At 58.4% G+C, this 24,750-nt stretch carries 29 protein-coding genes; 18 read left to right on the top strand and 11 right to left on the bottom strand.

From position 1 onward, the window contains the following. A complete protein-coding gene (locus tag JXR15_RS18380) occupies positions 1 to 885 on the bottom strand; it encodes a DMT family transporter (RefSeq protein WP_422054639.1) in 885 nt (294 codons plus the stop codon). Between the two features lie 325 nt (positions 886 to 1,210). Here JXR15_RS18380 and JXR15_RS18385 point away from each other — a divergent pair, with 325 nt between their 5' ends. The 3 genes from JXR15_RS18385 (at position 1,211) to JXR15_RS18395 (ending at position 4,500) form a co-directional block, all read left to right on the top strand. Continuing rightward, the gene (locus tag JXR15_RS18385) at positions 1,211 to 2,392 is read left to right on the top strand and encodes an aspartate aminotransferase family protein (RefSeq protein WP_422054640.1); all 1,182 of its coding nucleotides are present in this window, start codon (positions 1,211 to 1,213) and stop codon (positions 2,390 to 2,392) included. 11 nt (positions 2,393 to 2,403) lie between these two features. After that, positions 2,404 to 3,330 (top strand): ornithine carbamoyltransferase, encoded by a 927-nt coding sequence (gene argF, locus JXR15_RS18390; RefSeq protein ID WP_422054641.1) that lies wholly within the window; start codon positions 2,404 to 2,406, stop codon positions 3,328 to 3,330. 114 nt (positions 3,331 to 3,444) lie between these two features. Next, positions 3,445 to 4,500, top strand: coding sequence for a 2-dehydropantoate 2-reductase (locus tag JXR15_RS18395; RefSeq protein ID WP_422054642.1), 1,056 nt, complete (start codon positions 3,445 to 3,447; stop codon positions 4,498 to 4,500). 3 nt (positions 4,501 to 4,503) lie between these two features. Here the strand turns inward: JXR15_RS18395 and JXR15_RS18400 are convergent, their stop codons facing one another. The 4 genes from JXR15_RS18400 to JXR15_RS18415 form a co-directional block, all read right to left on the bottom strand. Further along, positions 4,504 to 5,985, bottom strand: coding sequence for an inorganic phosphate transporter (locus JXR15_RS18400; RefSeq protein ID WP_422054643.1), 1,482 nt, complete (start codon positions 5,983 to 5,985; stop codon positions 4,504 to 4,506). Between the two features lie 91 nt (positions 5,986 to 6,076). Next, positions 6,077 to 6,535 (bottom strand): NUDIX hydrolase, encoded by a 459-nt coding sequence (locus tag JXR15_RS18405; protein WP_422054644.1) that lies wholly within the window; start codon positions 6,533 to 6,535, stop codon positions 6,077 to 6,079. 106 nt (positions 6,536 to 6,641) lie between these two features. Then, positions 6,642 to 9,086 (bottom strand): ATP-dependent helicase HrpB, encoded by a 2,445-nt coding sequence (gene hrpB, locus JXR15_RS18410; RefSeq protein WP_422054645.1) that lies wholly within the window; start codon positions 9,084 to 9,086, stop codon positions 6,642 to 6,644. Positions 9,087 to 9,136: 50 nt separating this feature from the next. Further along, positions 9,137 to 9,880: a DUF3108 domain-containing protein gene (locus tag JXR15_RS18415; RefSeq protein WP_422054646.1), complete on the bottom strand. Its 744-nt coding sequence runs from the start codon at positions 9,878 to 9,880 to the stop codon at positions 9,137 to 9,139. Positions 9,881 to 9,914: 34 nt separating this feature from the next. Between JXR15_RS18415 and meaB the strand changes: the two genes are divergently transcribed. From meaB to JXR15_RS18445, 6 genes are all read left to right on the top strand, one after another. Further along, positions 9,915 to 10,886, top strand: coding sequence for a methylmalonyl Co-A mutase-associated GTPase MeaB (gene meaB / locus JXR15_RS18420; RefSeq protein ID WP_422054728.1), 972 nt, complete (start codon positions 9,915 to 9,917; stop codon positions 10,884 to 10,886). 81 nt (positions 10,887 to 10,967) lie between these two features. Next, complete coding sequence (locus tag JXR15_RS18425; protein WP_422054647.1) at positions 10,968 to 11,645, top strand: DAPG hydrolase family protein; 678 nt, start codon at positions 10,968 to 10,970, stop codon at positions 11,643 to 11,645. Positions 11,646 to 11,787: 142 nt separating this feature from the next. Continuing rightward, entirely contained in the window at positions 11,788 to 12,486 is a 699-nt protein-coding gene (locus JXR15_RS18430) for a hypothetical protein (RefSeq protein ID WP_422054648.1), read from the top strand. Between the two features lie 154 nt (positions 12,487 to 12,640). Further along, positions 12,641 to 12,931 (top strand): 50S ribosomal protein L28, encoded by a 291-nt coding sequence (gene rpmB / locus JXR15_RS18435; protein ID WP_422054649.1) that lies wholly within the window; start codon positions 12,641 to 12,643, stop codon positions 12,929 to 12,931. A gap of 105 nt (positions 12,932 to 13,036) precedes the next feature. Continuing rightward, positions 13,037 to 13,387: a hypothetical protein gene (locus JXR15_RS18440; protein ID WP_422054650.1), complete on the top strand. Its 351-nt coding sequence runs from the start codon at positions 13,037 to 13,039 to the stop codon at positions 13,385 to 13,387. Between the two features lie 43 nt (positions 13,388 to 13,430). Beyond that, positions 13,431 to 13,937: a copper chaperone PCu(A)C gene (locus JXR15_RS18445; RefSeq protein WP_422054651.1), complete on the top strand. Its 507-nt coding sequence runs from the start codon at positions 13,431 to 13,433 to the stop codon at positions 13,935 to 13,937. Between the two features lie 56 nt (positions 13,938 to 13,993). Here JXR15_RS18445 and JXR15_RS18450 read toward each other — a convergent pair whose 3' ends face one another. Continuing rightward, the gene (locus tag JXR15_RS18450) at positions 13,994 to 14,695 is read right to left on the bottom strand and encodes an NAD-dependent deacylase (RefSeq protein WP_422054652.1); all 702 of its coding nucleotides are present in this window, start codon (positions 14,693 to 14,695) and stop codon (positions 13,994 to 13,996) included. A gap of 113 nt (positions 14,696 to 14,808) precedes the next feature. Here JXR15_RS18450 and JXR15_RS18455 point away from each other — a divergent pair, with 113 nt between their 5' ends. Further along, positions 14,809 to 15,249 carry a low molecular weight protein-tyrosine-phosphatase gene (locus JXR15_RS18455; protein WP_422054653.1) on the top strand — a complete coding sequence of 147 codons (441 nt, stop codon included), beginning with the start codon at positions 14,809 to 14,811 and terminating at the stop codon, positions 15,247 to 15,249. A 24-nt stretch (positions 15,250 to 15,273) separates the two neighbouring features. On the opposite strand, the gene JXR15_RS18460 is transcribed toward JXR15_RS18455, so the two are convergent. Next, the gene (locus JXR15_RS18460; protein ID WP_422054654.1) at positions 15,274 to 16,245 is read right to left on the bottom strand and encodes a LysR family transcriptional regulator; all 972 of its coding nucleotides are present in this window, start codon (positions 16,243 to 16,245) and stop codon (positions 15,274 to 15,276) included. A 75-nt stretch (positions 16,246 to 16,320) separates the two neighbouring features. Continuing rightward, complete coding sequence (locus tag JXR15_RS18465; protein ID WP_299426659.1) at positions 16,321 to 16,641, bottom strand: hypothetical protein; 321 nt, start codon at positions 16,639 to 16,641, stop codon at positions 16,321 to 16,323. 218 nt (positions 16,642 to 16,859) lie between these two features. Here JXR15_RS18465 and JXR15_RS18470 point away from each other — a divergent pair, with 218 nt between their 5' ends. From JXR15_RS18470 to JXR15_RS18480, 3 genes are read left to right on the top strand one after another with little or no spacing between them, the layout of a single operon-like run. Continuing rightward, a complete protein-coding gene (locus tag JXR15_RS18470; protein ID WP_422054655.1) occupies positions 16,860 to 17,180 on the top strand; it encodes an antibiotic biosynthesis monooxygenase family protein in 321 nt (106 codons plus the stop codon). Positions 17,181 to 17,226: 46 nt separating this feature from the next. After that, a complete protein-coding gene (locus JXR15_RS18475) occupies positions 17,227 to 17,634 on the top strand; it encodes a universal stress protein (protein ID WP_299426653.1) in 408 nt (135 codons plus the stop codon). Between the two features lie 19 nt (positions 17,635 to 17,653). Further along, positions 17,654 to 18,154, top strand: a complete 501-nt coding sequence (locus JXR15_RS18480; RefSeq protein ID WP_422054656.1) for a hypothetical protein — start codon at positions 17,654 to 17,656, stop codon at positions 18,152 to 18,154. A gap of 112 nt (positions 18,155 to 18,266) precedes the next feature. Here JXR15_RS18480 and JXR15_RS18485 read toward each other — a convergent pair whose 3' ends face one another. Both JXR15_RS18485 and JXR15_RS18490 read right to left on the bottom strand, forming a co-directional pair. Beyond that, positions 18,267 to 18,707, bottom strand: coding sequence for a VOC family protein (locus JXR15_RS18485; protein WP_422054657.1), 441 nt, complete (start codon positions 18,705 to 18,707; stop codon positions 18,267 to 18,269). After that, on the bottom strand, positions 18,704 to 19,207 hold the full coding sequence (locus JXR15_RS18490; RefSeq protein ID WP_422054658.1) for a HugZ family protein: 504 nt from the start codon (positions 19,205 to 19,207) through the stop codon (positions 18,704 to 18,706). The genes JXR15_RS18485 and JXR15_RS18490 overlap by 4 nt, the downstream gene beginning before the upstream one ends. Before the next feature lie 416 nt (positions 19,208 to 19,623). On the opposite strand from JXR15_RS18490, the gene JXR15_RS18495 reads away from it, so the two are divergent. Beyond that, complete coding sequence (locus JXR15_RS18495) at positions 19,624 to 19,923, top strand: zf-TFIIB domain-containing protein (protein ID WP_422054659.1); 300 nt, start codon at positions 19,624 to 19,626, stop codon at positions 19,921 to 19,923. A 22-nt stretch (positions 19,924 to 19,945) separates the two neighbouring features. Here the strand turns inward: JXR15_RS18495 and JXR15_RS18500 are convergent, their stop codons facing one another. Then, positions 19,946 to 20,332, bottom strand: coding sequence for a hypothetical protein (locus tag JXR15_RS18500; protein WP_422054660.1), 387 nt, complete (start codon positions 20,330 to 20,332; stop codon positions 19,946 to 19,948). A gap of 193 nt (positions 20,333 to 20,525) precedes the next feature. Here JXR15_RS18500 and JXR15_RS18505 point away from each other — a divergent pair, with 193 nt between their 5' ends. The 4 genes from JXR15_RS18505 to JXR15_RS18520 all read left to right on the top strand — a co-directional run bounded on the left by JXR15_RS18505 (position 20,526) and on the right by JXR15_RS18520 (position 24,747). Next, the gene (locus tag JXR15_RS18505; protein WP_422054661.1) at positions 20,526 to 21,125 is read left to right on the top strand and encodes a helix-turn-helix domain-containing protein; all 600 of its coding nucleotides are present in this window, start codon (positions 20,526 to 20,528) and stop codon (positions 21,123 to 21,125) included. 176 nt (positions 21,126 to 21,301) lie between these two features. Further along, the gene (locus JXR15_RS18510) at positions 21,302 to 22,885 is read left to right on the top strand and encodes an ABC transporter substrate-binding protein (RefSeq protein ID WP_422054662.1); all 1,584 of its coding nucleotides are present in this window, start codon (positions 21,302 to 21,304) and stop codon (positions 22,883 to 22,885) included. A 57-nt stretch (positions 22,886 to 22,942) separates the two neighbouring features. Then, positions 22,943 to 23,884, top strand: coding sequence for an ABC transporter permease (locus JXR15_RS18515; protein ID WP_422054663.1), 942 nt, complete (start codon positions 22,943 to 22,945; stop codon positions 23,882 to 23,884). Next, the gene (locus JXR15_RS18520; RefSeq protein WP_422054664.1) at positions 23,881 to 24,747 is read left to right on the top strand and encodes an ABC transporter permease; all 867 of its coding nucleotides are present in this window, start codon (positions 23,881 to 23,883) and stop codon (positions 24,745 to 24,747) included. Before JXR15_RS18515 ends, JXR15_RS18520 begins: the two co-directional genes overlap by 4 nt. The last annotated feature ends 3 nt before the right edge of the window (positions 24,748 to 24,750 follow it).

The following is a 24,750-nucleotide window of genomic DNA, read 5'->3' on the forward strand; positions in this document are numbered from 1 at the left end:
CTAGCGGGTTCGGGCTTCGCGCCAGACCAGCACAGCGGCGGCGCTAAGAATGATGCCCGCGCCAAGCCAGCTGATCGCATCCGGCAGGACCGAGAACACCAGCGCGTCATAGAGCGCGGCGAAGGCTAAAGACGTGTAGAAAAACGGGCTGACAAAACTCGCGTCGGCCATGCGCATGGCGTTGATGAAACAGGTTTGGGCGGAGGCCATCAGCAGGCCGATACCCGCCAGAGCCGCCCATTGCTGCAAAGTCGGCATTTGCCAGACAAAGGCTGCTGCGACAGTAGCGATGATGAGGCCAATGGCATTGTTGATCAGCAGGATTTGGAAAGGGCGTTCGCGGCCGGTGAGTTTTTTGATGAAGATCAGCTCGCCGCCCATGGCGAAGGCCGCGCCTAAGGCCAGCAAAGCGCCAAATTCCAGAGCACCTGTGCCCGGACGGGTCAGGACCATGGCCCCAGTGAAGGCCAGGGCAGCGGAGCCCCAGCGCCAGGGGCCGATCTTCTCGCCCAGAAACGGGATCGCCAGCAGCATACCGACCACGGGATTGAGAAAACTGATCGCCGTGGCGTCCGAGAGCGGGATGAAGGCCGCCGCGGCAAACATCAGTGTAACGCCGCCCCAGCCCAAAGTTGAGCGGCCAATGTGCAGGCCCCAATTGGGGCGCGTGATTTTGGGGCGGACAATCATTGCTGCGGTAGCAAACCCTAAAAACGCAAAGAGGAAGCGCCCGTGGCTGATTTGAAGCGGATGCAACTCTGGCCCCAAGGCACCGGTGCTCAATGCTTTGGCCAATAAGGTGGTGCCCGCCGCAAAGGCGGAGGCGGCAAGGGTCAGCGCAGCGGCAAGGGCTGGGTTGGTGCGGGGCAGGGACTGTTCGCTCATGAGGTGGTTATGCGCTTGTGGTTTGGGCCTGACAAGTGGGGGCTTTGAGCCACTTGCGTGGTGCGGTCGATTCTGCCGATTTGCGCAGATGTCACAAAATTTGCGCAAATCGAAAGTTGGGGGTTCCCATTTGGCGTCGATGCCTCTAGTCAGTGCGAATGATCAAACGCACAGAAATCCCTTTTGTACGACGCCGACGCGCTGCTGCGTGACCGGTACCTGATCCATTGCGCTGCAAAGTGGCGCACAAGCTCTCAAAAACATTGACGTAAATGCCCCAAGTGATGCAGTCACAAAGGCTCATGATCTGAAAAGGAAGATCGACATGATCCCGTCCGTTTTGCCGACGTACAATCGCGCCGCCCTCACGTTTGAGAAAGGCGAAGGAAGCTGGATGATCGAGGCAGATGGCCGACGTTTTCTGGATCTGGGCGCGGGCATTGCTGTGAATGTTCTGGGCCATGCCAATCCGGTGTTGGTGGAGGCTCTAACCGAACAGGCGGGCAAGCTTTGGCATGTGTCCAACCTCTACAACATTACCCAGCAGCAGGCGCTGGCGGATAAGCTGGTGGCCAACACCTTTGCCGATACCGTGTTCTTCACAAACTCCGGCACCGAGTGCTGTGAGCTGGCGGTGAAAATGGCGCGCAAGTATTGGCACGACAAAGGCCAGCCGGAGCGGGTGGAAGTCATCGCCTTCGAAGGTGCCTTCCATGGTCGGAGTTCTGCCGGTATTGCAGCGGCGGGTGCGGAGAAGCTTGTGGCGGGCTTTGGGCCGTTGTTGCCGGGCTTCCATCAGGTGGCCTGGGGCGATCTGGACACCGCTAAGGCGCTGATTTCTGATCAGACTGCGGCCATTATTGTGGAGCCGGTGCAGGGCGAAGGCGGTATCCGTCCAATGGCGGATGAGGACCTTAAAACATTGCGGGCGATCTGTGATGAGGCAGGTATTCTGCTGATCATGGATGAGGTGCAATGTGGTGTGGGTCGGACTGGCAAGCTGTTTGCCCATGAATGGGCCGGTGTGACGCCGGACATCATGATGGTCGCCAAAGGCATCGGTGGCGGCTTCCCTCTCGGCGCGGTGCTGGCCACGGAAGACGCGGCGAGCGGCATGGTTGCGGGCACACATGGCTCGACCTATGGCGGCAACCCGTTGGCTTGCGCGGTTGGTGGCGCAGTGATGGATGTGGTCGCGGATGAAGCGTTTTTGGCGGAGGTGAACCGCAAGGCAGGCTTGCTGCGTCAAAAGCTGGAAGGGCTGGTTGCGGGGCATCCAGACGTGTTTGAGGAGGTGCGTGGCACCGGTCTGATGTTGGGGCTGAAATGCGCCAAAGCGGCCTGTGGGGACGTTGTGGCAGCGGGCTATGACAACGAGGTGGTGACCGTGCCAGCGGCGGACAATGTGGTGCGGCTGTTGCCACCCTTGAACATCACAGATGAAGACATTGCCGAGGCCGTTGTGCGGCTTGAAAAGGCAGCAGCGCAAGTTGGCGCAGAAGGTTAAGGACTATAGAGATGAAGCATTTTCTGGATATCAATAAGACATCGGTAGATGATCTGCGCAGCATGATCGACAGCGCCAAATCCATCAAAGACGCGCGCAATGGTCGCCCAAAAGGCGCGCTGGATGACGATCTGCCGCTGAAAGATCACATGGTCGCGCTGATCTTTGAAAAGCCGTCTACCCGGACGCGGGTGAGCTTTGACGTGGGTGTGCGCCAGATGGGGGGGCAGACCATGGTGCTGTCCGGCTCTGAGATGCAGCTGGGCCATGGTGAGACCGTGGCGGATACCGCCAAGGTTCTGAGCCGCTATGTCGACCTGATCATGATCCGGACCTTTGAAGAGGCCACGCTGCTGGAGATGGCGGAGAATGCCACCGTGCCGGTGATCAACGGGCTGACCAACCGCACACACCCGTGCCAGATCATGGCGGATATTCTGACCTTTGAAGAAAAAATGGGCCCGATTGCGGGTAAGAAAGTTGTGTGGTCTGGCGACGGCAACAACGTGTTTGCCAGCTTTGCCCATGCGGCTGGGCAGTTTGGCTTTGATCTGACCTTTACCGGGCCACAAACGCTGGATCCGGAACAGGTGTTCATTGATGAAGCGCGGGCCAAAGGTGTGAAAGTCGAGATCGAACGTGATCCGGTGAAAGCTGTACAAGGCGCGGATTTGGTTGTGACGGACACCTGGGTGAGCATGCATGATGCGCCGTCTGCGCGGGAGCGTCGCCACAATCAGCTGCGTGGGTTCCAGGTCAACGAAGAGTTGATGAGCCACGCCAAAGATGACGCGCTGTTCATGCACTGTCTACCGGCACACCGGAACGAAGAGGCCACCAACGCCGTGATGGATGGGCCAAATTCGGCGGTGTTTGATGAGGCGGAGAACCGGCTGCACGCGCAAAAGGCGATCATGAAGTGGTGCCTTCAGAGCTAAGGCTTGCAGCAATGCGTAACGTAAGGGCGTCAGCGGTGCTGGCGCCCTTTTTGTTGTCTGGGTGTCAGATGTGCGCCTAAACTGGTTGTGCGAGAGGACAAAGGGGAGCGTGTGATGGGTGAGGCGCAAGGGCGTAGTAACACGTCCCGGATTGTGGTGGCCGGGGCGGGCAGTATTGGGTGTTTTGTGGGCGGGTTGTTGGCGCGTGGCGGTCACGATGTGACGCTGTTGTTGCGGGCTGGCACGGCTGAGGAGATCACGCAGAATGGTCTGACGCTGACGGATTTTGGTGATTTGGACGTGGCTTTAGCGCCAGATCGGTTTGCGATGAGCGTTGACCCGGCGTGTTTGGCAGATGCGGATATTGTGTTGGTCACGGTGAAGAGCGGGGCCACGGAAGAAATGGCGGCGCAAATTGTAGAGCATGCACCGGAAGATGCCGTGGTGGTGAGCCTTCAAAACGGGGTGGCGAACGCAGCGCTGCTGCGCGAGTTGCTGCTGGGCTGGGACGTGCGGGCCGGTATGGTGCCGTTTAACGTGGTCTGGGTCGGCGGTGGCCGCTTTCATCGCGGCACCAGTGGCGACATTCTCATTGAGCGCGGATTGGAGCATGTCGGGCGGCAGTTGAATGTTCCGGATCTCACCGTTCATGAGCATGCAGAACTTGCGGCCGTGCAATGGGGCAAGCTGCTGATCAATCTCAACAATGCATTGAACGCTCTGTCAGGCCTGCCGCTGCAGGCGCAGCTTGGAGACAGGCGGTGGCGGCGGTTGATGGCGGCTCAGATGGAGGAGGCTTTGATGGTGCTGCGGGTGGCGGATGTGGCTTTTCAGAACCCCGTGGCAAAGGTGCCTATGGGGATGGTGCCGCGGATATTACGGCTGCGAACCTGGGCTTTTCGGCTAGTGGCGAAAACCATGCTGTCAATTGATCCCAATGCGCGCAGCTCTATGTGGGAAGACCTTGAGAAAGGCCGTGGGACCGAGATTGACGAGCTGCAGGGCAAGATCGTGCGGTTGGCGCGGCAGGCCAATGTGGCAGCGCCTATCAATGCGGGGATTTCCGAGTTGATAAGGGACGTGGAGACGTTGGGCGGCGGGTCACCCAAGCTCACAGCACAGGAAGTGCAGGCGCGTCTGCGGGCCTTTGAAGCACCCGCAGACGGCTAAGGTTTAGCTGCTCAACGTGTTGAGCGCGAAGAAGATTGCAGCGGACATCAAGGCTGCGGCAGGGACTGTGATGACCCAGGCGGCGATGATGGTCATGAAGTGGCTGCGGCGCACCAGCTTGCGGCGGCGGCGTTCTTCAGGGGCGATGCGTTTTTCCGGTGTGCGCTGAACCGCGGTTTTACGTAGGCGGCGCTCGGCGTGCCATTCGCGATAGAAACCCACCCCAAAAATGCCGCCCACTGCAATGTGAGTGGAGCTTACCGGCAGGCCCAGCCAAGAGGCGACAATCACGGTGATGGCCGCAGACAGGGCCACGCAGTAGGCGCGCATCGGGTTCAGCTTGGTGATCTTTTCACCCACCATGCGGATCAGCTTGGGGCCAAATAAGAACAGGCCAAAGGAGATCCCGAAGGCACCAATGATCATCACCCAGCTTGGGATCGAAACCTTGGCGGCAAATTCGCCGAACTCAGCAGCATGTACGATCGCGGCCAGCGGACCCACCGCGTTGGCGACGTCGTTGGCGCCGTGTGCGAAAGACAGCAGCGCGGCAGAGAACACCAGCGGGATGCCAAACAGCACTTTGAGCGATTTATTGCGGTTTTCCAGCCCTTCAGACTGCCGGCGGATCAGCGGGGCGGAGACCACATAAGCCAGACCACCCACGGCAACGCCAATCAGCAGCGCGGTTTGTAGATCGATCTTGATGATCCGCTTCAGACCTTTGAGCGCCAGATAAGACGCAAAAGCAGCGGCCATGATGCCAATCAGAACCGGCACCCAGCGGCGGGCGGCGGCGATCTTGTCATCCTGATAGATGATTTTGACTTTGATGAAGGCCAGGAAGGCGGCGGCGATCACGCCACCCAGTACCGGAGAAATTACCCAAGACGCGGCGATTTTCGCCATGGTGGGCCAGTTCACGGCGGCGAAACCTGCAGCGGCGATGCCTGCGCCCATTACGCCCCCCACAACCGAGTGGGTGGTGGAGACCGGTGCCCCCACCCAGGTTGCAAGGTTCACCCAGAGTGCGGATGAGATCAGCGCGGCCATCATGGCCCAGATGAAGATGGTGGTGTTGGCCATGCCAGAGGGGTCAATGATGCCTTTGGAGATGGTGGAAACCACGTCGCCACCGGCAAGCAAAGCGCCTGCACTTTCAAAGAAGGCGGCAATGACAATTGCGCCCCCCATGGTGAGCGCATTGGCGCCCACAGCGGGCCCCATGTTGTTGGCCACATCGTTGGCACCGATGTTGATCGCCATATAGGCGCCAATCCCGGCGGCGGCGATGATGATCATCGTATTGGAGTCGCTGCCTGACAGCAGACCAGCCGCCATACCTGCGAGCACAATGAAGGCAATCGCAATGCCAAACCCGACCATAGGGCGGGAGACATAGAGGGTGGCAGATTCCAAATGGGAGATGCGGTTGAGGTCTCGGTCCAGAGTGGACCATTTCTTGCCTGAGTTTGGCGAGGTCATGACATAGAATCCCGGCTTTACGTCGTACGGGGGAGCTACCCCCGTCGCCGGGTCAATGCAACGATTTCGTTACAAATGCGTTACGAAAGGATTACAATTCTCTCAGAATGGCCTGAAGCTGTGGTTCGTTCACCATACCGGCGGCTTCTTGCGCGGGCACCCATTTGCGGGTGCGTTCCTCGGCTTCCGGGAAGTCATCGACCAATTCCGTGACCTCAGTTTCAAACACGGTGACGTCAACCGGCACCTCAAGCCCTCCATCCAGCCGCTTATCATAGCCATAAATCCCAACCGGTTGGCTGTTGATGTTGGCTTCTTTCACGCCAGCCTCTTCCCAAGCTTCACGCAGGGCTGCACCCGGCGCGTCCAACCCGTTGATTGGCCAGCCTTTGGGCAGAACCCAACGGCCTGTGTCTCGCGACGTGATCAGCAAAACCTCAGTTGCGCCTTTTGCCTCACGCGTGCAAAGCGCAGCGACCTGAATCCGGCGCGGGCGGCGCAACATCGGTGCGATCACGCTGTCAAAGGCGGATTTAAGGGCGTTGGTCATGGAGGTCTGCTCGGCTTTTTTCGGTTTTGTTATCGGGTCGGTTTTTTGTTCTTCTTTTGTATATACGTTTTGGTTAGCAAAACGTCAAGGTATGCCCCAAATACACCTATTGTTTCCGGCGTTTGGACCGCAAAGTGGGATCCGCTTGCCTGGGATCTTCGGGCCAAGGATGCTTGGGGTAACGGCCGCGCATATCCTTGCGCACGTCCGCATAAGAGCTAGCCCAGAAGCCGGGGATGTCCATTGTAGTTTGCACCGGTTTTTGTCCCGGAGAGAGCAGGGTGACGCGCAAGGGGGTGTTGCCGACCATAGGATGGGTGGTTTGGCCAAAGAGCTCTTGCAGGCGCAGGGTGATTTCGGGGTTTTCGCCAGAGTAGTCGATCGGAATTTTGCGATCCAGCGGCGTGGTGAAATGCGCAGGGGCCAGCTTGTCCACCAGTTGCATCTGGTTCCAATCGAGGCGGGCGCGCAGGGCGTCCAGCACGTCAAACCTCTTCCAGTGGTCGACGGTTTTCACGCCGGATAGATGGGGCAGTAGCCAGTCGTCGATTGAGGACAGGAGCGCGTAGGGCGTCATATCGGGTAGGTCATGACCGGCGGCGCGGATCAACTCTACCCTTGCGACAAAGCGTTGCGCAGCGGCGGACAGCGTGATGCCGAGGTCGCGCACCCCGTCGAGCATGGCGGCGGCGATGGCATCATCGGGTGCGTCTTTCCAGATGCGGTCGTCAAGCGTGACGGCGCCAAACATTTCCTGACGGCGGGCAATGACGCGGCGCTCGCGTTTGGACCAGTGGCAGTTGTCTTGCCAAGAGATCTGATCTGCAAACAGTTCGCGGATTTGGCCTTCGGAGATTTGGATCGCCTGGCGGATGCGCGCCTCGCGTGGGTTGCCGTCTGTGTCCGTCACCACAATCAGGCGGGTGGCGGCGAGCGGGTCTTCGTCACTGAGCACCGTGCCTTTGCCGCCGGATAAGACAAAGCGCGGGTCGTCACCTTTGCGGTGCAAGCCGATGCGGTCTGGATAAGCCAGTGCGGCGAGCTCTGCGGCGCTGCGCGGGGTGGGGTCGCTGCCTTTGGCGGATTTGGCGAGGCGTTTGGCCTCGTCACGGATCGTGTGCAGTGCAGCGCGGTTGACGCCGAAAGGGCGGCGGTCAGAGAAGGATTTGAGATCGGTCAGGGCTTCGATGCGCAATGACAGATCCACGGGGGCGCCTCGGGTGAGTGGGTCACGCGCGGCGAGCAGTGCGGCCATCGCTGCAGCTTGGGGGCCTGCCGTGACGAGCATGTGGGCGAGGCGGGGGTGCAGCGGCAGTTTGGAAAGGGCTTTGCCATGTGTGGTTATGCGATTGTCACCGTCAAGCGCGCCAAGCATGTTCAGGACCGCTTGCGCCTCGGCAAAGCTGCCGGGGTTGGGCTGTGTCAGAAGGGCGAGATCGGTGGGGGCGGCGCCCCAGAGGGCAAGCTCCAGCGCAAGGCCGGTGAGGTCGGCGGCTTCGATTTCGGCGGGTGGGAAGGGCAGCAATGCACCTTCTTCGCCTTTGGTCCAAAGCCGGTAGCAGATGCCCTCAGCGACACGTCCGGCGCGACCTTGGCGTTGGGTGGCTTCGGCGCGGGTGACACGCTCGGTGACAAGGCGAGACATGCCGGAGCCGGGATCAAAGCGGGCGCGGCGGGCGCGGCCTGCGTCAACCACCACGCGCACGTCTTGGATGGTGAGCGAGGTTTCTGCAATGGAGGTGGCGAGCACCACTTTGCGGCCCGATTGAGCGGGGCGGATGGCGGCTTGTTGGTCTTTGAAGGGCATGGCGCCAAACAAGGGATGCACGGTGCAGTTTGCGGTTAGGTTGAGCTGCGATTGCGTGCGGCGGATTTCGCCTTCGCCAGGCAGGAAAACCAGCACGCCGCCCTCCGTCTCGCTGATCGCTTGCGTGATCAGGCGGGCGGTGGCCTCTTCCAGGCGGGTGTTTTTGGGCAAAGGCCTTTCGAGCCAGCGGGTTTCCACCGGATAAGCGCGGCCCTCGGACGTGATCATCGGCGCGTTGCCCATGAGAGCGGCAACCGGTTCGGCGTCTAGCGTGGCGGACATGGCTACGAGGATCAGATCGTCGCGCAGGGCGTCGCAGATTTCGAGACACAGCGCGAGGCCGAGGTCTGCGTTGAGGCTGCGCTCGTGGAATTCGTCAAAGATCACAGCGCCGATGCCAGAGAGTTCCGGATCAGACTGGATCATGCGGGTCAGGATGCCTTCGGTGACCACTTCGATGCGGGTGGATTTGGAGGTCTTGCTTTCGCCACGCACGCGGTAACCCACGGTTTGACCGGCGGTTTCCCCCAGAGTCTGCGCCATGCGCTCGGCAGCGGCGCGGGCGGCGAGACGGCGCGGTTCCAGCATCAGGATGCGGCCTTTGGTGAGGTTCGCTTCCAGCATGGCAAGGGGCACAACGGTGGTTTTACCCGCGCCGGGAGGGGCTTGCAGCACCGCGCGACCTGTGTCGCGTAAAGCAGAGATCAGGGGATCGAGTGCGTCGTGGATGGGCAGTTGCGTCATAGGGCACCTTATCGGCCCGTGGGCACGGGGCGTCTAGGGGGGATCACGCGCTATTCACGGCGGAAGAGTTTGGCCTTGCCGTGGCGCGAGGTGAGATGCACCTCGCTGGCGCGCCAGCGGTCGCCTTCGGGGGTGTAGACAATAGCGAGTGGCGAGGTTTTGAGTTCGGCCAGTTCTTCGGCGGAATAGCCGCCAATGCGGTCATAGGTGCCCGAACAGATGACTTTGCCGTCACCGTTTTGGCGCGATTTCAGCGTGATGCGCACGAGGCGGGTGCCGTCAAATTGCTTTTGGTCCAGCGTGCAGAGGGTATCTTCATCCTGATCGCGCAGGGTGAGCCACATCATGGTCATCGGGTCGACTGAGCCACGTTTGGCTTTGTCTGAGATCGGCGCGGCGGGCGTTTGGGCGCCAGCGGTTTTGCGTGGCAGGGTGCCTGCGAAGGTCAGAGTGGTTTCGCTGACCCGTTTGCCGGTGTCGATGAAGCCGTCATAGCGAGATGGGGCGATTTTGTTGCCACGCACCGCGCCTTGGCTTTGCACGGTGAAGCGGATGCGACGTAGGGCGCCTGCAAGTCCGGTGGTATAAAAACTGCCTTTGCCGGCAAAGACGCTTTGGGTTTGCTGCGCGGCCACGTCCAATTCGCCGACCTTGAAGCCAAAGGCGTGTACCGACCACTTTTGGGCTTTGGAATTCGCCTGACCGGCGTGTGGCACAGCAACTGCGGCACAGAGCAGCAGTGAGGCGAGAAGACGGTGGGGGCGGGGTAGACAAAACGGGGTCATGCGCGGCATGAAGACTCACAATCAAAAAGATACAGGCTTGTCCATGGATATCGCAGATCTGCGTGACAGAATACTGAAACAAGACCGTCGGGCGCTGGCCCGTGCCATCACTTTGGTGGAGAGCGCGCGGCCCGATCATCGGGCGCAGGCCACGGCCCTGTTGGATGAACTGTCGAAAGCGGGCAGGCAGTCGTTGCGGATTGGCCTTTCGGGCACGCCGGGGGTGGGGAAATCCACCTTTATCGAGAGCTTTGGCAAGATGTTGACCGCGCAGGGGCTGCGCGTGGCGGTGCTGGCGGTGGATCCGTCTTCGGCGCGCTCTGGCGGGTCTATTCTAGGCGATAAGACCCGGATGGAACGTCTGAGCCGGGATCGCAATGCGTTTATTCGGCCGTCGCCCAGCCAGACACATTTGGGTGGCGTGGCGCGGCGGACGCGGGAAGCGGTGGCGCTGTGTGAGGCGGCGGGCTTTGACGTGGTGCTGATTGAGACCGTTGGGGTTGGGCAGTCCGAAACCGTTGTGGCGGAGATGTCGGATCTGTTCTTATTGTTGCTGGCGCCTGCCGGTGGTGACGAGCTGCAAGGTGTGAAGCGTGGGATCATGGAGATGGCGGACGTTATCCTTGTGAACAAGGCGGATGGCGATCTCAAGGCTACGGCCATGCGGACCTGTGCGGATTACTCCGGTGCGTTGCGATTGTTGCGCAAGCGGCCTCAGGACCCGGATGGGTTTCCAAAGGCAATGACAGTGTCGGCGCTGCAAGAGGATGGTCTGTCAAAAGCATGGGAAGAAATGATCACATTGACCAATTGGCGCAAAGAGGAAGGCCATTGGGCTTACCGGCGCGCTACGCAGGCGCAGTTCTGGTTTCACGAAGAAGTGCGGCAAGGGCTGTTGGCCAGATTGCAGCAAGGGCAGGTCCCGCACCATATGGCAAAGCTGGACGGCAAAGTGGCGTCTGGCGATATGACGCCTGGCCAAGCTGCCAAAGAGATGCTTGATCACCTCTCCTAAACTGCGCCATCATGTCCGAATGGATATTTCGTACTCCCGTACCTTGCCTGGGATGCAAGATGGTGCCGTTTGACTAAGCCGTTGGAAAAATTACCCCCTGCGCGCGATTTTGGCTGGGCTTTGCGTGGACTTGAAGAAGCCGAAACGGTGTTCACTCAAACCCGTGATGGACGTCTGGTCATGGAGTTGCGACACCCGGTCGTGTCCGGTGTGACCGCCGAGATGGTCGCGTGGTGGTTTGGGGTTTATGCGCATCTAAAGCTGAAAATTGATGGGGAGACCCATCTGGCATTCTTGGTGTGGCATCCCCGCGATCATGCGCACATCGAACGGGTCGGAGGCGAAACGCAAGCTCCGCTGAAAGCGGGGGATCGGATTGCCTTTCAGGAGGCCTATGGTCGGGATACGCGATACTCGACGAATGAAACCCTTCAGGTATTGCGACGGACGTTACAGAGTTACGCCATTCGTTCATTAAGGTTGGGCTTTACCGTGGCCGAGCTGGAACACGCTTTCCATGACACTGACAAAGGTGTGCAAGTTTTGACCAGACTGTGCATTGGCGTTCCGAACGGATGGGCGAAGACCCTGATCAATCAGGTGTTCATTCCTGTGCTTTTTGATGAGAAGAAAACCGAAGCTTGGATGCAGCACAATGTGGAAGAGATCAGCGCCTGGGCGCATTTTTTGCCGGAGATTTATGCCCGCCGGGATCAGGGTGAGGTGATCGTGTGGGATCGTGCTGGTGAGGAAGGTTAAGATAAAAGATTTATTTGAAATTTAGAAAATGTTTCTTGCCCGCCAATGGTAAGTGCACGCACTCTACATACACGGCACCATCACGGTGCACCTAACGACGCGATGGGGCAAAACACAGAGTGTCGAGATGTGGGGGAGCGACGTGCAGATACCTGAACCACGTGAGTTCGGCTGGGAACTCAAGAGTTTTGACAATGCCCATTCCAAAGTGACCCATCTCCCAGATGGGCGCACACTATTTGAGGTGGACCACCCGCCAGTGCGGGATGTGACCGCAGAGATGCTGAACTGGTGGTATGGTGTCTACGCGGATTTGACGTTGGTGATTGACGGGGAGACTTATCCGGCCTTCATGGTCAGCCACCCGCAAGACCATATTTCCTTGGGCAGTGAAAAAACGTCTCCCGAAAGGCCCCTAAGGGCCGGGGATTTCGTGAACGTCAAAGAGGCCTACCAACGCAATCCAAAATACATGTTGGATGAACGGCTGGAAGTGGTGGCGCTGGAGGCTGAGAAATTTGCTCTGAAGGCCACACGTCGAGGGGTGACGGTGGCGGATTTGGAATTCCGATTTGAAGATGGGCCGGAGGGGGCCAAGTTCACAAATCATCTCACGGTGGGCGTGGAAAGTGGGTGGTTGAAACCGCTGGTCAACAGGGTGATGATTCCCTGGCTGTACTACGAAGACAAGAATTACGCGTGGATTTTGCACTCGGTCGAAGAAGTTGGAAATTTTGAGAATTTTCTGCCCGAAATCTTTGCTCGGCGGCATCAAGGTATGACAATACAGTGGAACCGAAACTGCCTGGCGGATAACGAAGATCGTGCTCCGGAGGTTTAAGCTGCAAAATGCAGGCAAAGCGCAGCTGAATCACTTGACGCCCCCGCGAAATGGGCCTAATGACGCCAAACGAATTTCTGGGCGCAGCCTATGCGGTGCCCTATTGCTTTGACGGGGTCCATGTCCCCGTGGACTGTAAAACGAGGATATACCCATGTCGCGCCGTTGCGAATTGACCGGAAAAGGCCCGATGACGGGCAACAACGTAAGCCACGCCAAAAACCGCACCCGTCGCCGGTTTCTGCCAAACCTGAACGACGTGACCCTGCAGTCTGAGACTCTGGGCCGTGGTTTCAAGTTCCGCATCTCTGCGGCTGCGCTGCGCACTGTGGATCACCGCGGTGGTCTGGACGGCTTCATGGCGAAAGCCAAGGACGTTGAGCTGTCTGACAACGCGCTGAAAATCAAAAAAGAGATCGCCAAAGCACAGGCCGCAAACGCCTGATCGCACTGACCTTTTTGAAGAGTTAGACAGCCTCGCAGTTTTGCGGGGCTGTTTCTTTTTGTCACGCTTCACAATCTCGACAGGGCGTGCCTATATGCGGCAATGATGCTTCGATTGCGCAGATATGTGGCCGCCACGATGGTGCTGGTGCTGGTCTTGACCGGGCACAGCATGGCCATTGCGCGGGGTATGACCGGCCCTGAGGGCTTTGCGGAATACTGCATTGGCGAAAGCGCTGTCATGGTGCCGGTGGATGCCGAGGGCAATCCGACCGGGCCGGCGCATTTGTGTCCGGAAGTGAGCTTTTCTCTGCTGAACTGGATCGCAGCTGATCCGCAGGAGGTAGGCTTGGCGCTTGGGCGCGGCGAAGGGCTGCGCAGCCCACAGGTCACGGTTGAAGATGTGATTCGACCCATTGCCGAAAGTGCCCGCGCGCCCCCGTCTGATTTTCTTTGATCCCCTTACAACATCAAGAAAATCTAACGGTCAGGAGACCAACATGTCCTTCAAAACTCTTTCCCTCGCGGCCGCGGCTGCCGTTGCCCTTGCTTTGCCTGCCTTTGCAGAGGGCACCATTGCCGTAAACGACGCCTACGCGCGTGTGTCCTCTAAGATGGCCAAGGCCGGTGCTGCCTTTATGGTGATCGAAAACACTGGCACAGAAGATGACCAATTGGTTGGCGTGTCGTCAGATGTGGCCAAGCGCACCGAGTTGCACACGCACAAAGAAGACGCTGACGGCAACATGAAGATGTTGCACGTGAAAGAAGGTTTTGCTGTGCCGGCAAACGGTACGCATGCGCTGGCGCGCGGCGGCGATCACGTGATGTTCATGGGCCTTAACCGTGGTCTGGAGCATGGCGACGTTGTGACCATCACCCTGACCTTTGAAAAAGCTGGCGACGTGACCCTTGAAGTACCTGTGGACCTGGAGCGCAAGCCGGATCACGGTGCGATGAAACATGGCGACCATTCTGGCCACGACATGAAGAAATCTGACGGCTAAGCGCCAGTTAGACCTACAGAAAGAAGGAAAGGCCGGTCCGTGGGGATCGGCCTTTTTTATTTGGTGCGGGAGATCTCTGTGGCGACCCACTGCGGCACAACTTGGGTGGCCGGGCCAAAATGGGTTTCTGCAAAGCGGGACACGCTGGATGAGGGTTCGAGGTTGAGCTCAACCGTATGAGCGCCAAACATGTCGGCCTCATTGACAAAATTGGCCGCAGGGTAGACCTCGCCGGAGGTGCCGATTGAGACAAACACATCGGCACGTGCCAGCGCGTTTGAGATGCGTTCCATGTCGTATGGCATTTCGCCAAACCAGACGATGTCGGGGCGGGTGGTTGGCGCGCCACAAGCCGGGCAGGGGTCGTTTGGGGCCATCTCAGGGGGTGCTGGCCAACGGTGGTTGCAGCTGTGGCACAAGGCGCCGTGCAGCGTGCCGTGCATGTGCAACACGTTTTGGCTGCCCGCTTTTTCATGCAGCCCGTCGACGTTTTGGGTGACGATCAACACCTCCCCAGGATAGTTGGCTTCCAGCTCGGCAAGTGCATGATGGCCGGCGTTGGGTTCTGCCTCTGAGGATTGTATGCGGCGCGCGTTGTAGAAATCATGCACCAGCTTGGGGTTGCGGGCAAAGCCCTCAGGCGTGGCGACATCTTCGATACGGTGCTGTGCCCAGAGGCCATTTTCGTCGCGAAAAGTGCCGAGGCCGCTCTCGGCACTGATGCCGGCACCGGTGAGAATGACAATTGACTGTGGCATGGAGGCTCCCTGTGCTGGCTGGCCGCAGTTTCGCAAGTGGGGGACAAGGTGGCAAGTGCTTGACCTATAAGCCTGTTGCGGTGATGGCTTGGGCATTCAAGAGGAGAAAGATCATGCGGGTTCTGTTTGTGTGTTTGGGAAACATTTGCCGGTCGCCCTCGGCGGAAGGTGTGTTTCGCGCCATAGCGCCAGAGGTGGACACGGACAGCGCAGGGACAGCAGGGTGGCATGTGGGCAAGCCGCCATATGGGCCGATGCAGGATGCGGCATTGGCGCGGGATGTGGTCTTGTCTGACTTGCGGGCGCGGCAGTTTGTGGCGGCGGATTATGCGCGGTTTGACCTGATCATCGGGATGGATGCGGAGAATATTGCCAATATCGAGGCGTTGCGCCCGGATGGAAGCGATACCGAAGTGCGCCTGTTTACCGACTATGCGCCGGATCGCGGCATGTCAGAGGTGCCGGATCCCTATTACACCCGCGATTTTGACGGGGCGCTGGACCTGATTGAAGACTGTGCGCGGGGGCTCAAAGCGGCGCTCGAGGGTGTCTAGAGTTTTGGAAAACTGAAAACTGGCTTAGGTGTCGGACCCAAGAATTTTGAACTCATCTTCCAACCATGGGAAGCGTTCAATTGCGGGGGTGACCATATGCGCCTGGATCAGGCCGCGCATGGTCTGCGCCACATCGCGTGGCACAGTGTCCGCCCAATCGCCACTTGCCAACAGCGAGATCTGGCGGCTGAACGGGGAAAAGGGGAGCGGGTGGGCGTCGACTTGATCGTGAAAACGAGCGGCGCGCAAATACCCCAAAGGCGTGGTGATGGCCCAACCGATGCCGCGCGACACCATGGCCATTAGAGAGGGGTTGGAGCCAATTTCGAAGCGCTGTGGCACGTCTAGGTTGGCGCGGATCAATTCCGTCTCAATTTGGCGTCCGATGAGCTGCTCCTGTCCGTAACGCAGCATTGGAAGATCGTGCAAAATCTGGGTGATATCGCCGGACGCGGGCAGGTGACCGGAGGGCGTGACCAGGATGAAGGGATCCTGTGCCAGAGGATATTCTGTCATGCCTTCAGCCGCTTGCGGAGCGACGGCGGTGATTGCAAGGTGCAGGTCTCCGTCACGAATGGCATCGGTGATTTCATGGCTGGGCGCGGTCACGAGGCGAAAGCGACATTGGGTCATCGACTCCGCCAGTTTGGTCACAAGCCGGGGCGTCAGGTCGTTGTCAAAGTCGTCAATGATGCCCATCGACAATTGCGTCAAATGAGTGAGATCCATGACGGTGAGCTCAGATTCCGCCAGCCGCAATTGGGAGAGAACGTCACGCGCCCGAACCAAATATGTGCGCCCAGCTGCGGTGAGCTGCATCGGGCGTTTGCTATGGTCGATCAGGTCGGCGCCTAAGGCGGTTTGGAGGTTTCGGATTTGCTGAGACACGGCCGGCTGCGACAGGCCGGTGATCTCGGAGGCGCGCGCCACAGAGCCGTGCTCGGCGAGCGCTTCAAAGACCTCGAGGCCACGTAAGGTGACACCTTTGTTCGGCATAGGTCCCTCCACCAGCTTTTGATTTTGTGAATAGGGAACGACCTTGGGTCAAGTGGCTTTCATTAGAAAGTCAAATCAGCGCAGGTGTTTGCAGCTGGACACAACACTGGTTTCAAACTTCTTGTAGCGCTTCCAGAAAATCTCGTGGCTGCGTTGGTCTGACTGGCGAATTTCTTGCGCCCGGTGCGGGTCTTTGATGAAGCTGGCCGCCAAGCGCTGATCTGCGCGGGACAGGCTTTTGTTGGCCGTTTTTTGAATGCAGCGGCACATCTGTCGGGTGGCACCATCGCGGTCTGAACGCATACAGGCGCGGTTCAGCGTGTTTGCATCACCAATATGGGGGAGTGCGGGGACGAGCATCAGCGCCAGAATTGGCGCAGCTAGGAATCTGGTCATGGTTGCCTCATCTGCCTGTGCCGGGCTGTGTGGCATGTGTCGCCATCTGTTTCACCCAGCAGAAAACCAAGCCTAATATGGGGCAAAAACCGGATTTGTGCAATCACATGCGTGTGTCTGACCTTGGGGGCAGCGCTCTTGAGGCTGCATTGCCGGTTAAAACGTATGGCCAAGTTGGGCGGGGCTGGACTAAGCTGAGGAAAAGGAAGGAGGAACTTATGCCGAAGATTTCCAAGGAGGCGGAACTTCAGACCGTCATCACCACCTTTGAGATGACCCCGGGCACCTGTCAGGATTTGCTCGATGCGCTGACTGACGCGTACGAGCAGTTCATTTCCAAACAGCCCGGATTTATTGCTGCAGGGTTGCATGTGAATGATGCGCAGACGCGGATTGCCAACTACTCCCAATGGCAAAGACGTGAGGATTTTCAGGCGATGTTGCGGTCTGAGGAGATGCGTGAGCGCAATCGCAAAATCAATCAGCTGTGTCGCAGCTTTGAGCCTGTCATGTATGATGTCATGGAAGCCTTTAACTAACGACGGCGGCAACTTATGTGTGGCTGATTGTTGTTAGGAGATTGAAATGTATAAGCATATTTTGGTGCCGGTGGCCTTTGACGAAGCGCATGACCCAAGTGAGGCCGTGGCCGTGGCGCGGCGATTGATTGATGAGGATGGTCAAGTCAGTTTGCTACATGTCATGGCGCATGTGCCGAGTTATGTGATCAACTACGTGCCGGAGGGATTTCAGGCGGAAGCGCAGACGGCGATTGTGGCCAGTCTGGAGGCCATGGGCGCTGACCTTCCCAATGTAAAAGGCGTTGTAGAAGAAGGACATGCGGGAAAAACCATTGTGAAATGGGGAGCTGCAAACGCGGTGGATTGCATTGTGATAGCGTCCCATCGGCCAGGCGTTCAGGATATTGTGTTGGGCAGCACCGCGGCACAGGTTGTGCGTCATGCCAAATGCGCGGTACATGTGACGCGGTAGAGCAAAAGGAAGACAGTTCATGCGCTTAGTCAAAATGTTGCAGGCAGCGGCGTTGGCCGTGGTTGGGATCATGGCGCAGCCTGCAATGGCGGAAGATGACATTGGGTTTTCTGACCAGCAGACCAAGCGCACGGTGGATATTTTCACCTACGGTGTGGGCGAGTGTGCCAAGGTGGCAAAAGTCTACCGCATTGATTGTTTGCGTCAGACATACAGCCAAACTGTGCGTGTGATTTCAAAGTCTTCGGTCTATTGGGAAGCGGAAGTGGCGCTGACCCGTGTGAACCGTGGTCTGTACTCTTTCGTGCGCGCCAACACGGATTCCAATCTTGGGCGCGAGCGTGTGAACGGCGGGCGGATCAAGGCCATTACAGAGGCATCTTTGCCGCAGGCCACACAGCTTTATGTGGCGGGTGCAGATAAGGCGGCGGAAGTGATGCGCAGTGGATCGTCGATTGAGGTGCGATATTTTGCGCCGATAGCGGATGCCATTGAAGCGTCCAAAGCGCTGCTGCAATAAAGGTTAACGGTAGAGATCTCGTTGGAGATTTCGACGTCGGTATCACGTCGGTTTTGCGACTGTTTCACGGAGGTGCGGTTTTGACCGCGCCTCCGTTAACTTTTTGGACGCCTTAGGTCGCGGGGCGCAGTTCTTCGGGCAGCTCGTCGATGTGGAAATCCACATGCAGATGATTGCCGTCGGGGTCGTGGATATTGACCTGCACAATCGGGAAACCGGGTGGGAAGCCGAGGTAATAATCTAGGCCGTGTTTTTTGAGCACATCCATGAAAGCTGGCATATCTGTGGCGGCAAAGGCGGCATGCTCCAGCGCGATGTCGCCTCCACCGGCGATGAGCGGCTTTGTTGCGCCCACCAGATGCACCACCGCTTTGTCGCCGAGATACATCCAAGCGCCGGGAAAATTGAAATCCGGGCGTGGCCCGCTGGTCATGCCCAGCACCTCTTCGTAGAAGCGGATCATGACGTCGAGGTTTTGCGTGCCAATGTTGGCGTGGTCTAAGCTGTGTAAAGGCATGGCGCGACGGTAGGGCGCGTCGCGGGCTTGCGTCAAGTGAAAGATGTTGGCGCTAACAGATCGTCAGGTGTCAAGTGGAAGGCTTTGCCAAAACCGCCATTGAGCAGCCCGCCGGTGACGTCAAAGCGGACAAAGGAGAAATCGGGGAAATCGACGTAGAGTTTGGCCTTGGGGCGCAGCGACAGGTAGTGGGCGCGGGTTTGCGCGTGTTCGTCGCTGCCTCTTTCATGGAAAGAGGCCTTGGCGTGCAGGGTCATGCGTGGGTGGGTGAGCGGGTCGCCTTTGTTACCGGGCTCTCCGACCAGCAAGGCGCAGTTGGCATTGGCCCGCAGTGCTCCGGTGTGGCTGGAAAGATCGGAGATCAATGTGAGTGGGGTGCCATCTGGCGCGGTGGCCAGAGCCACACGTGTCACGGACGGAGTGCCGGTGTCAGGGTCGGTGACGGCAAGCGCGGCGTAGGTGGCAGAGGACAGCAGGACACGGGCCAAGGCGCGGGCGTCAGCATCGGCTGGGCGGATCGGGTCGGATTTGGTCATAGCGGAAGCGTGCCAGTTATTCAGGGAAGGCAAAAGGGAAGGGACAAACAAAAACGGCGCCTGGGATAAAACCTTGGCGCCGTTCTTGTGTAGCTGGCTGGACCGTATCTGCCTGCGTGCGTGGCTTGCTGTCTGGCTGGACCTGGCGATAGCTGGGCCTTGCTGGAGTGCTCGCGTCGTACGTGAGTGGCCGGTCTGGCTTGCTCCGTTGATTGATATGTAGAATGAGTCGCTAAGGGTTTCAAGAAAAAAGCGTTTAAAAACAAATAGTTGATAAGTTTTGTCGGGTATTTGGTGTGGTAGGTCAGGTAACGTGCGCAATTTTACGCGCCTTACAGCGCAAACATGTGCGTGGCAGATGAAAACGCGCCTCCGCCTCCCTATCTAAAGCAGGTAGCAAAAGAGGAGAGTGCTTGATGAAATGTCCAGTGGATGGCGAAACCCTGGTGATTGCAGACCGCAACGGGGTGGAGATTGATTATTGCCCGACGTGTCGTGGCGTTTGGTTGGATCGTGGCGAGCTGGATAAGATCATTGAGCGGGCAAGTGCCTATGCCGCGCCACCGCCCCCGCCGCCATCCGAGAATGTGCAGCCTGCGCCGCAGCGGGGCTATGACGGGCGTGGTTATGACGAAGGTCATGTGCGCCGCTACGAGGACAAGCCGCGTAAGAAGAAAAAGATGAGCAGCTTCCTCGACGATATTTTTGATTTCTAAGATCTCTTAGAGCGCAGCTCTGTCATCCGGTTGGTGGATGCAGGGCTGTGCAGTGTCGCGCCTGCACACGGACGCGGTCTTCGGCGGCGGGCAGGTCGCGTCGCAGGGCTTTCAGACGTTGGCGCTGTTGCGCCACGTCCACCTCGACCGGGGTTTCTACGGTGCGGTATCGGGTTTCCGGACAGCTGTAGGGGCGGTCTTTCTTGTCATAACAGGTGTCATAGTAGGTGTAGCTGTCTGAGCTGCGGTGAATGGCGTAGCCTCGGGTGATATTGCCTTCGGCGGTGGTGATGGCGCGGCGCAGGGTGGCGACTTCGGATTGCGCGGTGGAAATGCAGCGTTCCAGTGGGGTGGCGCAGGCGGCAAGAAGGGTGAGGCCAAACAGGGCAGCGGGATAGGCAAAATGCATGAGGGGCTCCTTTGGTGGGAGCAACCTGCGGCCGGTGGCTCGCGTCAGGCAAAATCAGCAATCTGTTATCAGATATCCGCCACGCATTGAGAGGTTCGTGTTCAGTTTTGCTAAAATGATTTTTAGTATACATATCTTTTTTCACTGATATGGTGTGGCCGCAGTTTTCCCAGAATATTCAATGGAGATCGTGATGGCGGCGTCCCCGACAACAAAAAAGAAAAAACAAAAGGGGCAACCAGAGAAGCTGGGCCAGGCAATCCGGTTGCGGCGCAAGGCGTTGGGCAAGACTCTGAATGCAGTTGCGGAGGAGGCGGATTTGACCACTGGGTTCATTTCGCAAGTGGAGCGCGGGATCAGCTCTCCGTCTCTGTCTTCGCTGATGTCAATTGCAGCGGCGTTGCAGACCAGCGTGGAGCAATTGTTGAGCGTGCCGGAGACCTATTCCGAGTTTATCCAGAAAGACCGCCGGCAATCCTACGCGCTTGGCACAGCGGGGCGTTTTTATGAGAAGTTGGGGCCTGGCTTCCCTGGCGCGCTGATGCATTCGCAGATCATTCACCGTCCACCGGGGCATGAATCCGAGAAAATGTGCCACGATGGAGAGGTGTTTTGTTACCTGCTGTCAGGTGAGGTTGAGTATCATCTGGAGGGCGCAGTGTTTGTCATGGGGCCGGGGGATGTGATTCACCACAACACCGCAAAGCCGCATTTTTCGCGTGTCGTGAGTGATGTGGAATCCGTGGAGTTGTGGGTCAGCACCACGCCAATGAGCACAGCGGCAGAAAATTAAGTTTGCGGATGTTCGAAAGAAGGGTAGTGTTTTCAGTATATTGTATCCAATTTTGGGATATGCGCTAAAATCTGTCCTTCAAAAATTTAGCTTTGCTAAAAAAAGTTTTAGCAAAATGTCAAAAACTGCCTATTCTCCCGGTCACCGAAGAGATTCGACCAGGGAGGAAAATAGACATGACACGCACCCTTATGGCGGCGGCTTTGGCGGCAACGACCGCACTTGTAACGCCGGTGGCGGCGCAGGAACGCGGCGGCACAATGAACTTTGCCCGCTACGACGGCTCGCGCCTGATTGATCCGATTTACGCGGACCGCAACCCGGACATCTGGATGGTGGGCAGCTTGTTTGACACGCTGCTGCGTTCGTCTGATGACGGAAAGTCGATTGTGGGCGGATTGGCCGAGAGCTTTGAAGTCTCAGAGGACGGCAAGACCGTCACGCTGATGCTGCGGTCGGGCCTGAAGTTTGCCGATGGGTCGGCGCTGGAGGCGGACGACGTTCTGTTCTCACTGGACCGTGCACGCAATGGTGACTTGGGGCCGTGGTCCGGCATGTTGGGCAGCGTGTCTGACGTGACTGCGGAGGGCAACACCATCACCGTGAGCCTGAGCCAGCCGGATCCAACCATCCTGTCGATGCTGGCAACGTTCAACACCGCGATTGTGAACAAAGACGTGTTTGAGGCGGCAGAGGGCGCAACGGATCAAGAGAAATCCGCCGCCATCTTTGCCACCGCTAGCGCCGGTGTGGGTTCCGGCGCCTTCTACATGTGTGGATTTGAGCAGGGGGCCGCGATGGACTTCTGCGCCAACGAGCACCACTGGGAAATGGGCGCTGATGGCAAGCCGTTGCCGTATCTGGACAAGGTGCATTTCGAGATCATCCCGGATGATGCGACCCGTATTCTGAAGCTGCAGGCTGGTGAGGTCGATGCGGTGGAGTTTGTGCCGTTCAGCCGTGTGGCCGAACTGGACGCTGATCCGGCGATCAACATGAACCTCTACCCGTCGACGCGGATCATCTATTCGCCGATCAACACCCGCGAAACCCGCGCGGATGGATCTGCCAATCCGCTCAACGATGTGCGGGTGCGTCAGGCGGTCAACTACGCCACCAACAAAGACGCGTTGATTGGTCTGGTGCTGCAAGGCGCTGGCCAGCCGATGACCGCGCCGCTGATGTCTTCGTCTACCCGTCTGGCATCCAAGCTGGATCTCTATTCCTACGACATGGACAAAGCCATGGCACTGGTGAAAGAGGCCGGGATCGAAGCGGGCACCAAGGTGACTCTGACCACGCTGGCCGGCTCATCAGATGACGCGACCATTTTTGCGGCGCTTCAGCAGATGTGGGCGCCGTTGGGCATTGATCTGGTGGTGGAGCAAGTGGACGGGGCGACCCGTGGCGCGAAAAACCGCTCTGGTGAGTTTGACATCCACACCTATGGCTGGGTGGATGATGTGAATGATCCAAGCCAGGTGACTGGTTGGTTGGGCTATTCCCCGATCCGCAGTGCGGTGGGCACCGGCTGGGAAAGCGACAAATTCAACGCGTTGTTTGAAGCCTCCGGCAAAGAGATGGATCAGGCCGCGCGTGCCCAGCAATATGCGGACATGCAGACGATCTACGCCGACGCTGCGCCATTGCTGTTCATGTACGAGACGCCCTTTGCAGTGGCGGTGTCCACAGCGGTTGACGGCTACGTGCAAACCCCGCTGGGCGCCAACATTTTCTCGCGCGCAACAGTGAGCAAGTAAGACCTCAGCGCGTCGCGGGCGAGGGCCTGCGGCGCGTTTCTCAATTGGAAAATACCCATGGCCGGACTGCAATACGTTCTGAAGCGCCTCGCGCTGATGGTCCCCACATTTGTGCTTGTGATGATCATCATCTTTCTTCTGGTCCGGCTGTTGCCGGGCGACCCAGCCATCGCAATTGCGGGCGACAAAGCCTCGGACGCCGATTTGGCAGCCATCCGGGAAAAGCTTGGTTTAAATGACCCGCTGCTGGTGCAGTTCTGGCTGTTTTTCACCAACACTTTGCAGGGCGACCTTGGGCGGTCGATCATGATGCGCACCTCTGTGTCCAGTGTGATCATTGAGCGGTTGCCAACCACAGGGTTCCTTGCGCTTTTTGCGGTGTCTTTGTCGCTATTCATTGCCGGGCCGCTGGCTTTTGTTGCTGCGCTCAACCGTGGCAAATGGCCGGACACGGTGATTCGCACCGTGTTTCAGGTCGGGCTGTCGATGCCGGTGTTTTATATCGGGTTGATTTTGCTAACTTTTCTGGCGGCTCAGTTGCGCTGGTTCCCGGTGGGCGGCAGCGGCGATGGCTTCTTTGGCCAGCTCTACTATCTGTTCCTGCCGTCGATGACCGTGGCGCTCTACACCTCTGCGATCATCATGCGCAATTTGCGGGCCTCGATCATTGAGGTGCTGGATGCGGAATATGTGCAGTTTGCCCGCGCTAAAGGGCTGCCCAATCGGTTGATCCTGGGGCGGCATGTGCTGCGCAACGCGTTGATTTCCACCATTACGCTGCTGGGCCTGTCGATTGGCAACCTGATGAGCGGCACGCTGGTGACCGAGACCGTGTTTGCTGTGCCCGGATTGGGGCGGCTGATGCTGGAGGCGATTTTTGCGCGTGACTATCCGCTTATTCAGGGGCTGACGCTGACCTTTGCCATTCTGGTGTCGATTGTCTTTTTGCTGACCGATCTGTTCCAAAGCCTGCTTGATCCAAGGATGCGTCTAACATGAGCGATGCTGTTGTGACTTCTGCAAAATCCTCCGATGCGCCGCTGTCGCGGGTGCAAGTGGCGCTGCGCAAGCCGGGGTTTCTAATCGGGGCTGTGATCCTCGGGATTTCCACCCTGTTGGCGCTGTTTCCAAGCTTCTTTGCGCCTTATGATCCAAACTTCATTGATTATCTGGCGGTGCGGCAACCGCCAAGCTGGGCGCATCCGTTTGGCACCGATATGTTGGGGCGGGACGCGCTGTCGCGGGTGATCCACGCCTATACGGTGAACATGCAGATGGCGATTTTGGCGACTGTCTTTGCATTGACCATTGGCGTCACTGTTGGGGCCTTGGTGGGCTATTATCGCGGTGTGGCCGACATGATTTTTGGCCGCGTGGTGGATGCGATCATCACCTTCCCGTTTCTGGTGCTGGTCATAGCGGTGGTGGCCGTGTTGGGGCCGGGGCTGATCAACATGTATATCGCGATTACGCTGGTGGGCTGGGTCTACTATGCGCGGCTGATGCGGGCCGAGGTGATTGCGCAGATGGGCAATGATTACGCCAGTGCCGGGATTGTCATGGGCTATACCGACCGGCGTATCATTTTCCGCCATCTGCTTCCCAATGCGATCACGCCGGTGATTGTCTATTGGATGACCGATATGGCGCTGGCGATCCTGCTCGGTTCGTCGCTCGGCTATCTTGGATTGGGGGCGCAGCCGCCGCAGGCAGAGTGGGGCGTGCTGATTGCCGAGGGGCGCAACTTTATCACCACGGCGTGGTGGCTGAGCCTGATGCCGGGGATTGCGATTGTGATCACCGGACTGGGGTTCTCGTTGATTGGCGACGGTCTGGCGGACCTATTGCGGCCACGCGGGTGAGGG

Source organism: Shimia sp., assembly GCF_049116215.1.
GTDB lineage: Bacteria > Pseudomonadota > Alphaproteobacteria > Rhodobacterales > Rhodobacteraceae > Shimia.

Bases quoted from the DNA above. Each gene is read 5' to 3' on its own strand.
- JXR15_RS18400 (WP_422054643.1), bottom strand. From the start codon at position 5,985: ATGACCTCGCCAAACTCAGGCAAGAAATGGTCCACTCTGGACCGAGAC.
- JXR15_RS18440 (WP_422054650.1), top strand. From the start codon at position 13,037: ATGCTTCGATTGCGCAGATATGTGGCCGCCACGATGGTGCTGGTGCTG.
- JXR15_RS18500 (WP_422054660.1), bottom strand. From the start codon at position 20,332: ATGCATTTTGCCTATCCCGCTGCCCTGTTTGGCCTCACCCTTCTTGCC.
- argF (WP_422054641.1), top strand. From the start codon at position 2,404: ATGAAGCATTTTCTGGATATCAATAAGACATCGGTAGATGATCTGCGC.
- hrpB (WP_422054645.1), bottom strand. From the start codon at position 9,086: ATGACGCAACTGCCCATCCACGACGCACTCGATCCCCTGATCTCTGCT.
- JXR15_RS18490 (WP_422054658.1), bottom strand. From the start codon at position 19,207: ATGACCAAATCCGACCCGATCCGCCCAGCCGATGCTGACGCCCGCGCC.
- JXR15_RS18475 (WP_299426653.1), top strand. From the start codon at position 17,227: ATGTATAAGCATATTTTGGTGCCGGTGGCCTTTGACGAAGCGCATGAC.
- JXR15_RS18510 (WP_422054662.1), top strand. From the start codon at position 21,302: ATGACACGCACCCTTATGGCGGCGGCTTTGGCGGCAACGACCGCACTT.
- JXR15_RS18480 (WP_422054656.1), top strand. From the start codon at position 17,654: ATGCGCTTAGTCAAAATGTTGCAGGCAGCGGCGTTGGCCGTGGTTGGG.
- JXR15_RS18385 (WP_422054640.1), top strand. From the start codon at position 1,211: ATGATCCCGTCCGTTTTGCCGACGTACAATCGCGCCGCCCTCACGTTT.
- JXR15_RS18520 (WP_422054664.1), top strand. From the start codon at position 23,881: ATGAGCGATGCTGTTGTGACTTCTGCAAAATCCTCCGATGCGCCGCTG.
- JXR15_RS18515 (WP_422054663.1), top strand. From the start codon at position 22,943: ATGGCCGGACTGCAATACGTTCTGAAGCGCCTCGCGCTGATGGTCCCC.
- JXR15_RS18415 (WP_422054646.1), bottom strand. From the start codon at position 9,880: ATGCCGCGCATGACCCCGTTTTGTCTACCCCGCCCCCACCGTCTTCTC.
- JXR15_RS18445 (WP_422054651.1), top strand. From the start codon at position 13,431: ATGTCCTTCAAAACTCTTTCCCTCGCGGCCGCGGCTGCCGTTGCCCTT.
- JXR15_RS18460 (WP_422054654.1), bottom strand. From the start codon at position 16,245: ATGCCGAACAAAGGTGTCACCTTACGTGGCCTCGAGGTCTTTGAAGCG.
- rpmB (WP_422054649.1), top strand. From the start codon at position 12,641: ATGTCGCGCCGTTGCGAATTGACCGGAAAAGGCCCGATGACGGGCAAC.
- JXR15_RS18395 (WP_422054642.1), top strand. From the start codon at position 3,445: ATGGGTGAGGCGCAAGGGCGTAGTAACACGTCCCGGATTGTGGTGGCC.
- JXR15_RS18450 (WP_422054652.1), bottom strand. From the start codon at position 14,695: ATGCCACAGTCAATTGTCATTCTCACCGGTGCCGGCATCAGTGCCGAG.
- JXR15_RS18380 (WP_422054639.1), bottom strand. From the start codon at position 885: ATGAGCGAACAGTCCCTGCCCCGCACCAACCCAGCCCTTGCCGCTGCG.
- JXR15_RS18455 (WP_422054653.1), top strand. From the start codon at position 14,809: ATGCGGGTTCTGTTTGTGTGTTTGGGAAACATTTGCCGGTCGCCCTCG.
- meaB (WP_422054728.1), top strand. From the start codon at position 9,915: ATGGATATCGCAGATCTGCGTGACAGAATACTGAAACAAGACCGTCGG.
- JXR15_RS18465 (WP_299426659.1), bottom strand. From the start codon at position 16,641: ATGACCAGATTCCTAGCTGCGCCAATTCTGGCGCTGATGCTCGTCCCC.
- JXR15_RS18405 (WP_422054644.1), bottom strand. From the start codon at position 6,535: ATGACCAACGCCCTTAAATCCGCCTTTGACAGCGTGATCGCACCGATG.
- JXR15_RS18470 (WP_422054655.1), top strand. From the start codon at position 16,860: ATGCCGAAGATTTCCAAGGAGGCGGAACTTCAGACCGTCATCACCACC.
- JXR15_RS18505 (WP_422054661.1), top strand. From the start codon at position 20,526: ATGGCGGCGTCCCCGACAACAAAAAAGAAAAAACAAAAGGGGCAACCA.
- JXR15_RS18495 (WP_422054659.1), top strand. From the start codon at position 19,624: ATGAAATGTCCAGTGGATGGCGAAACCCTGGTGATTGCAGACCGCAAC.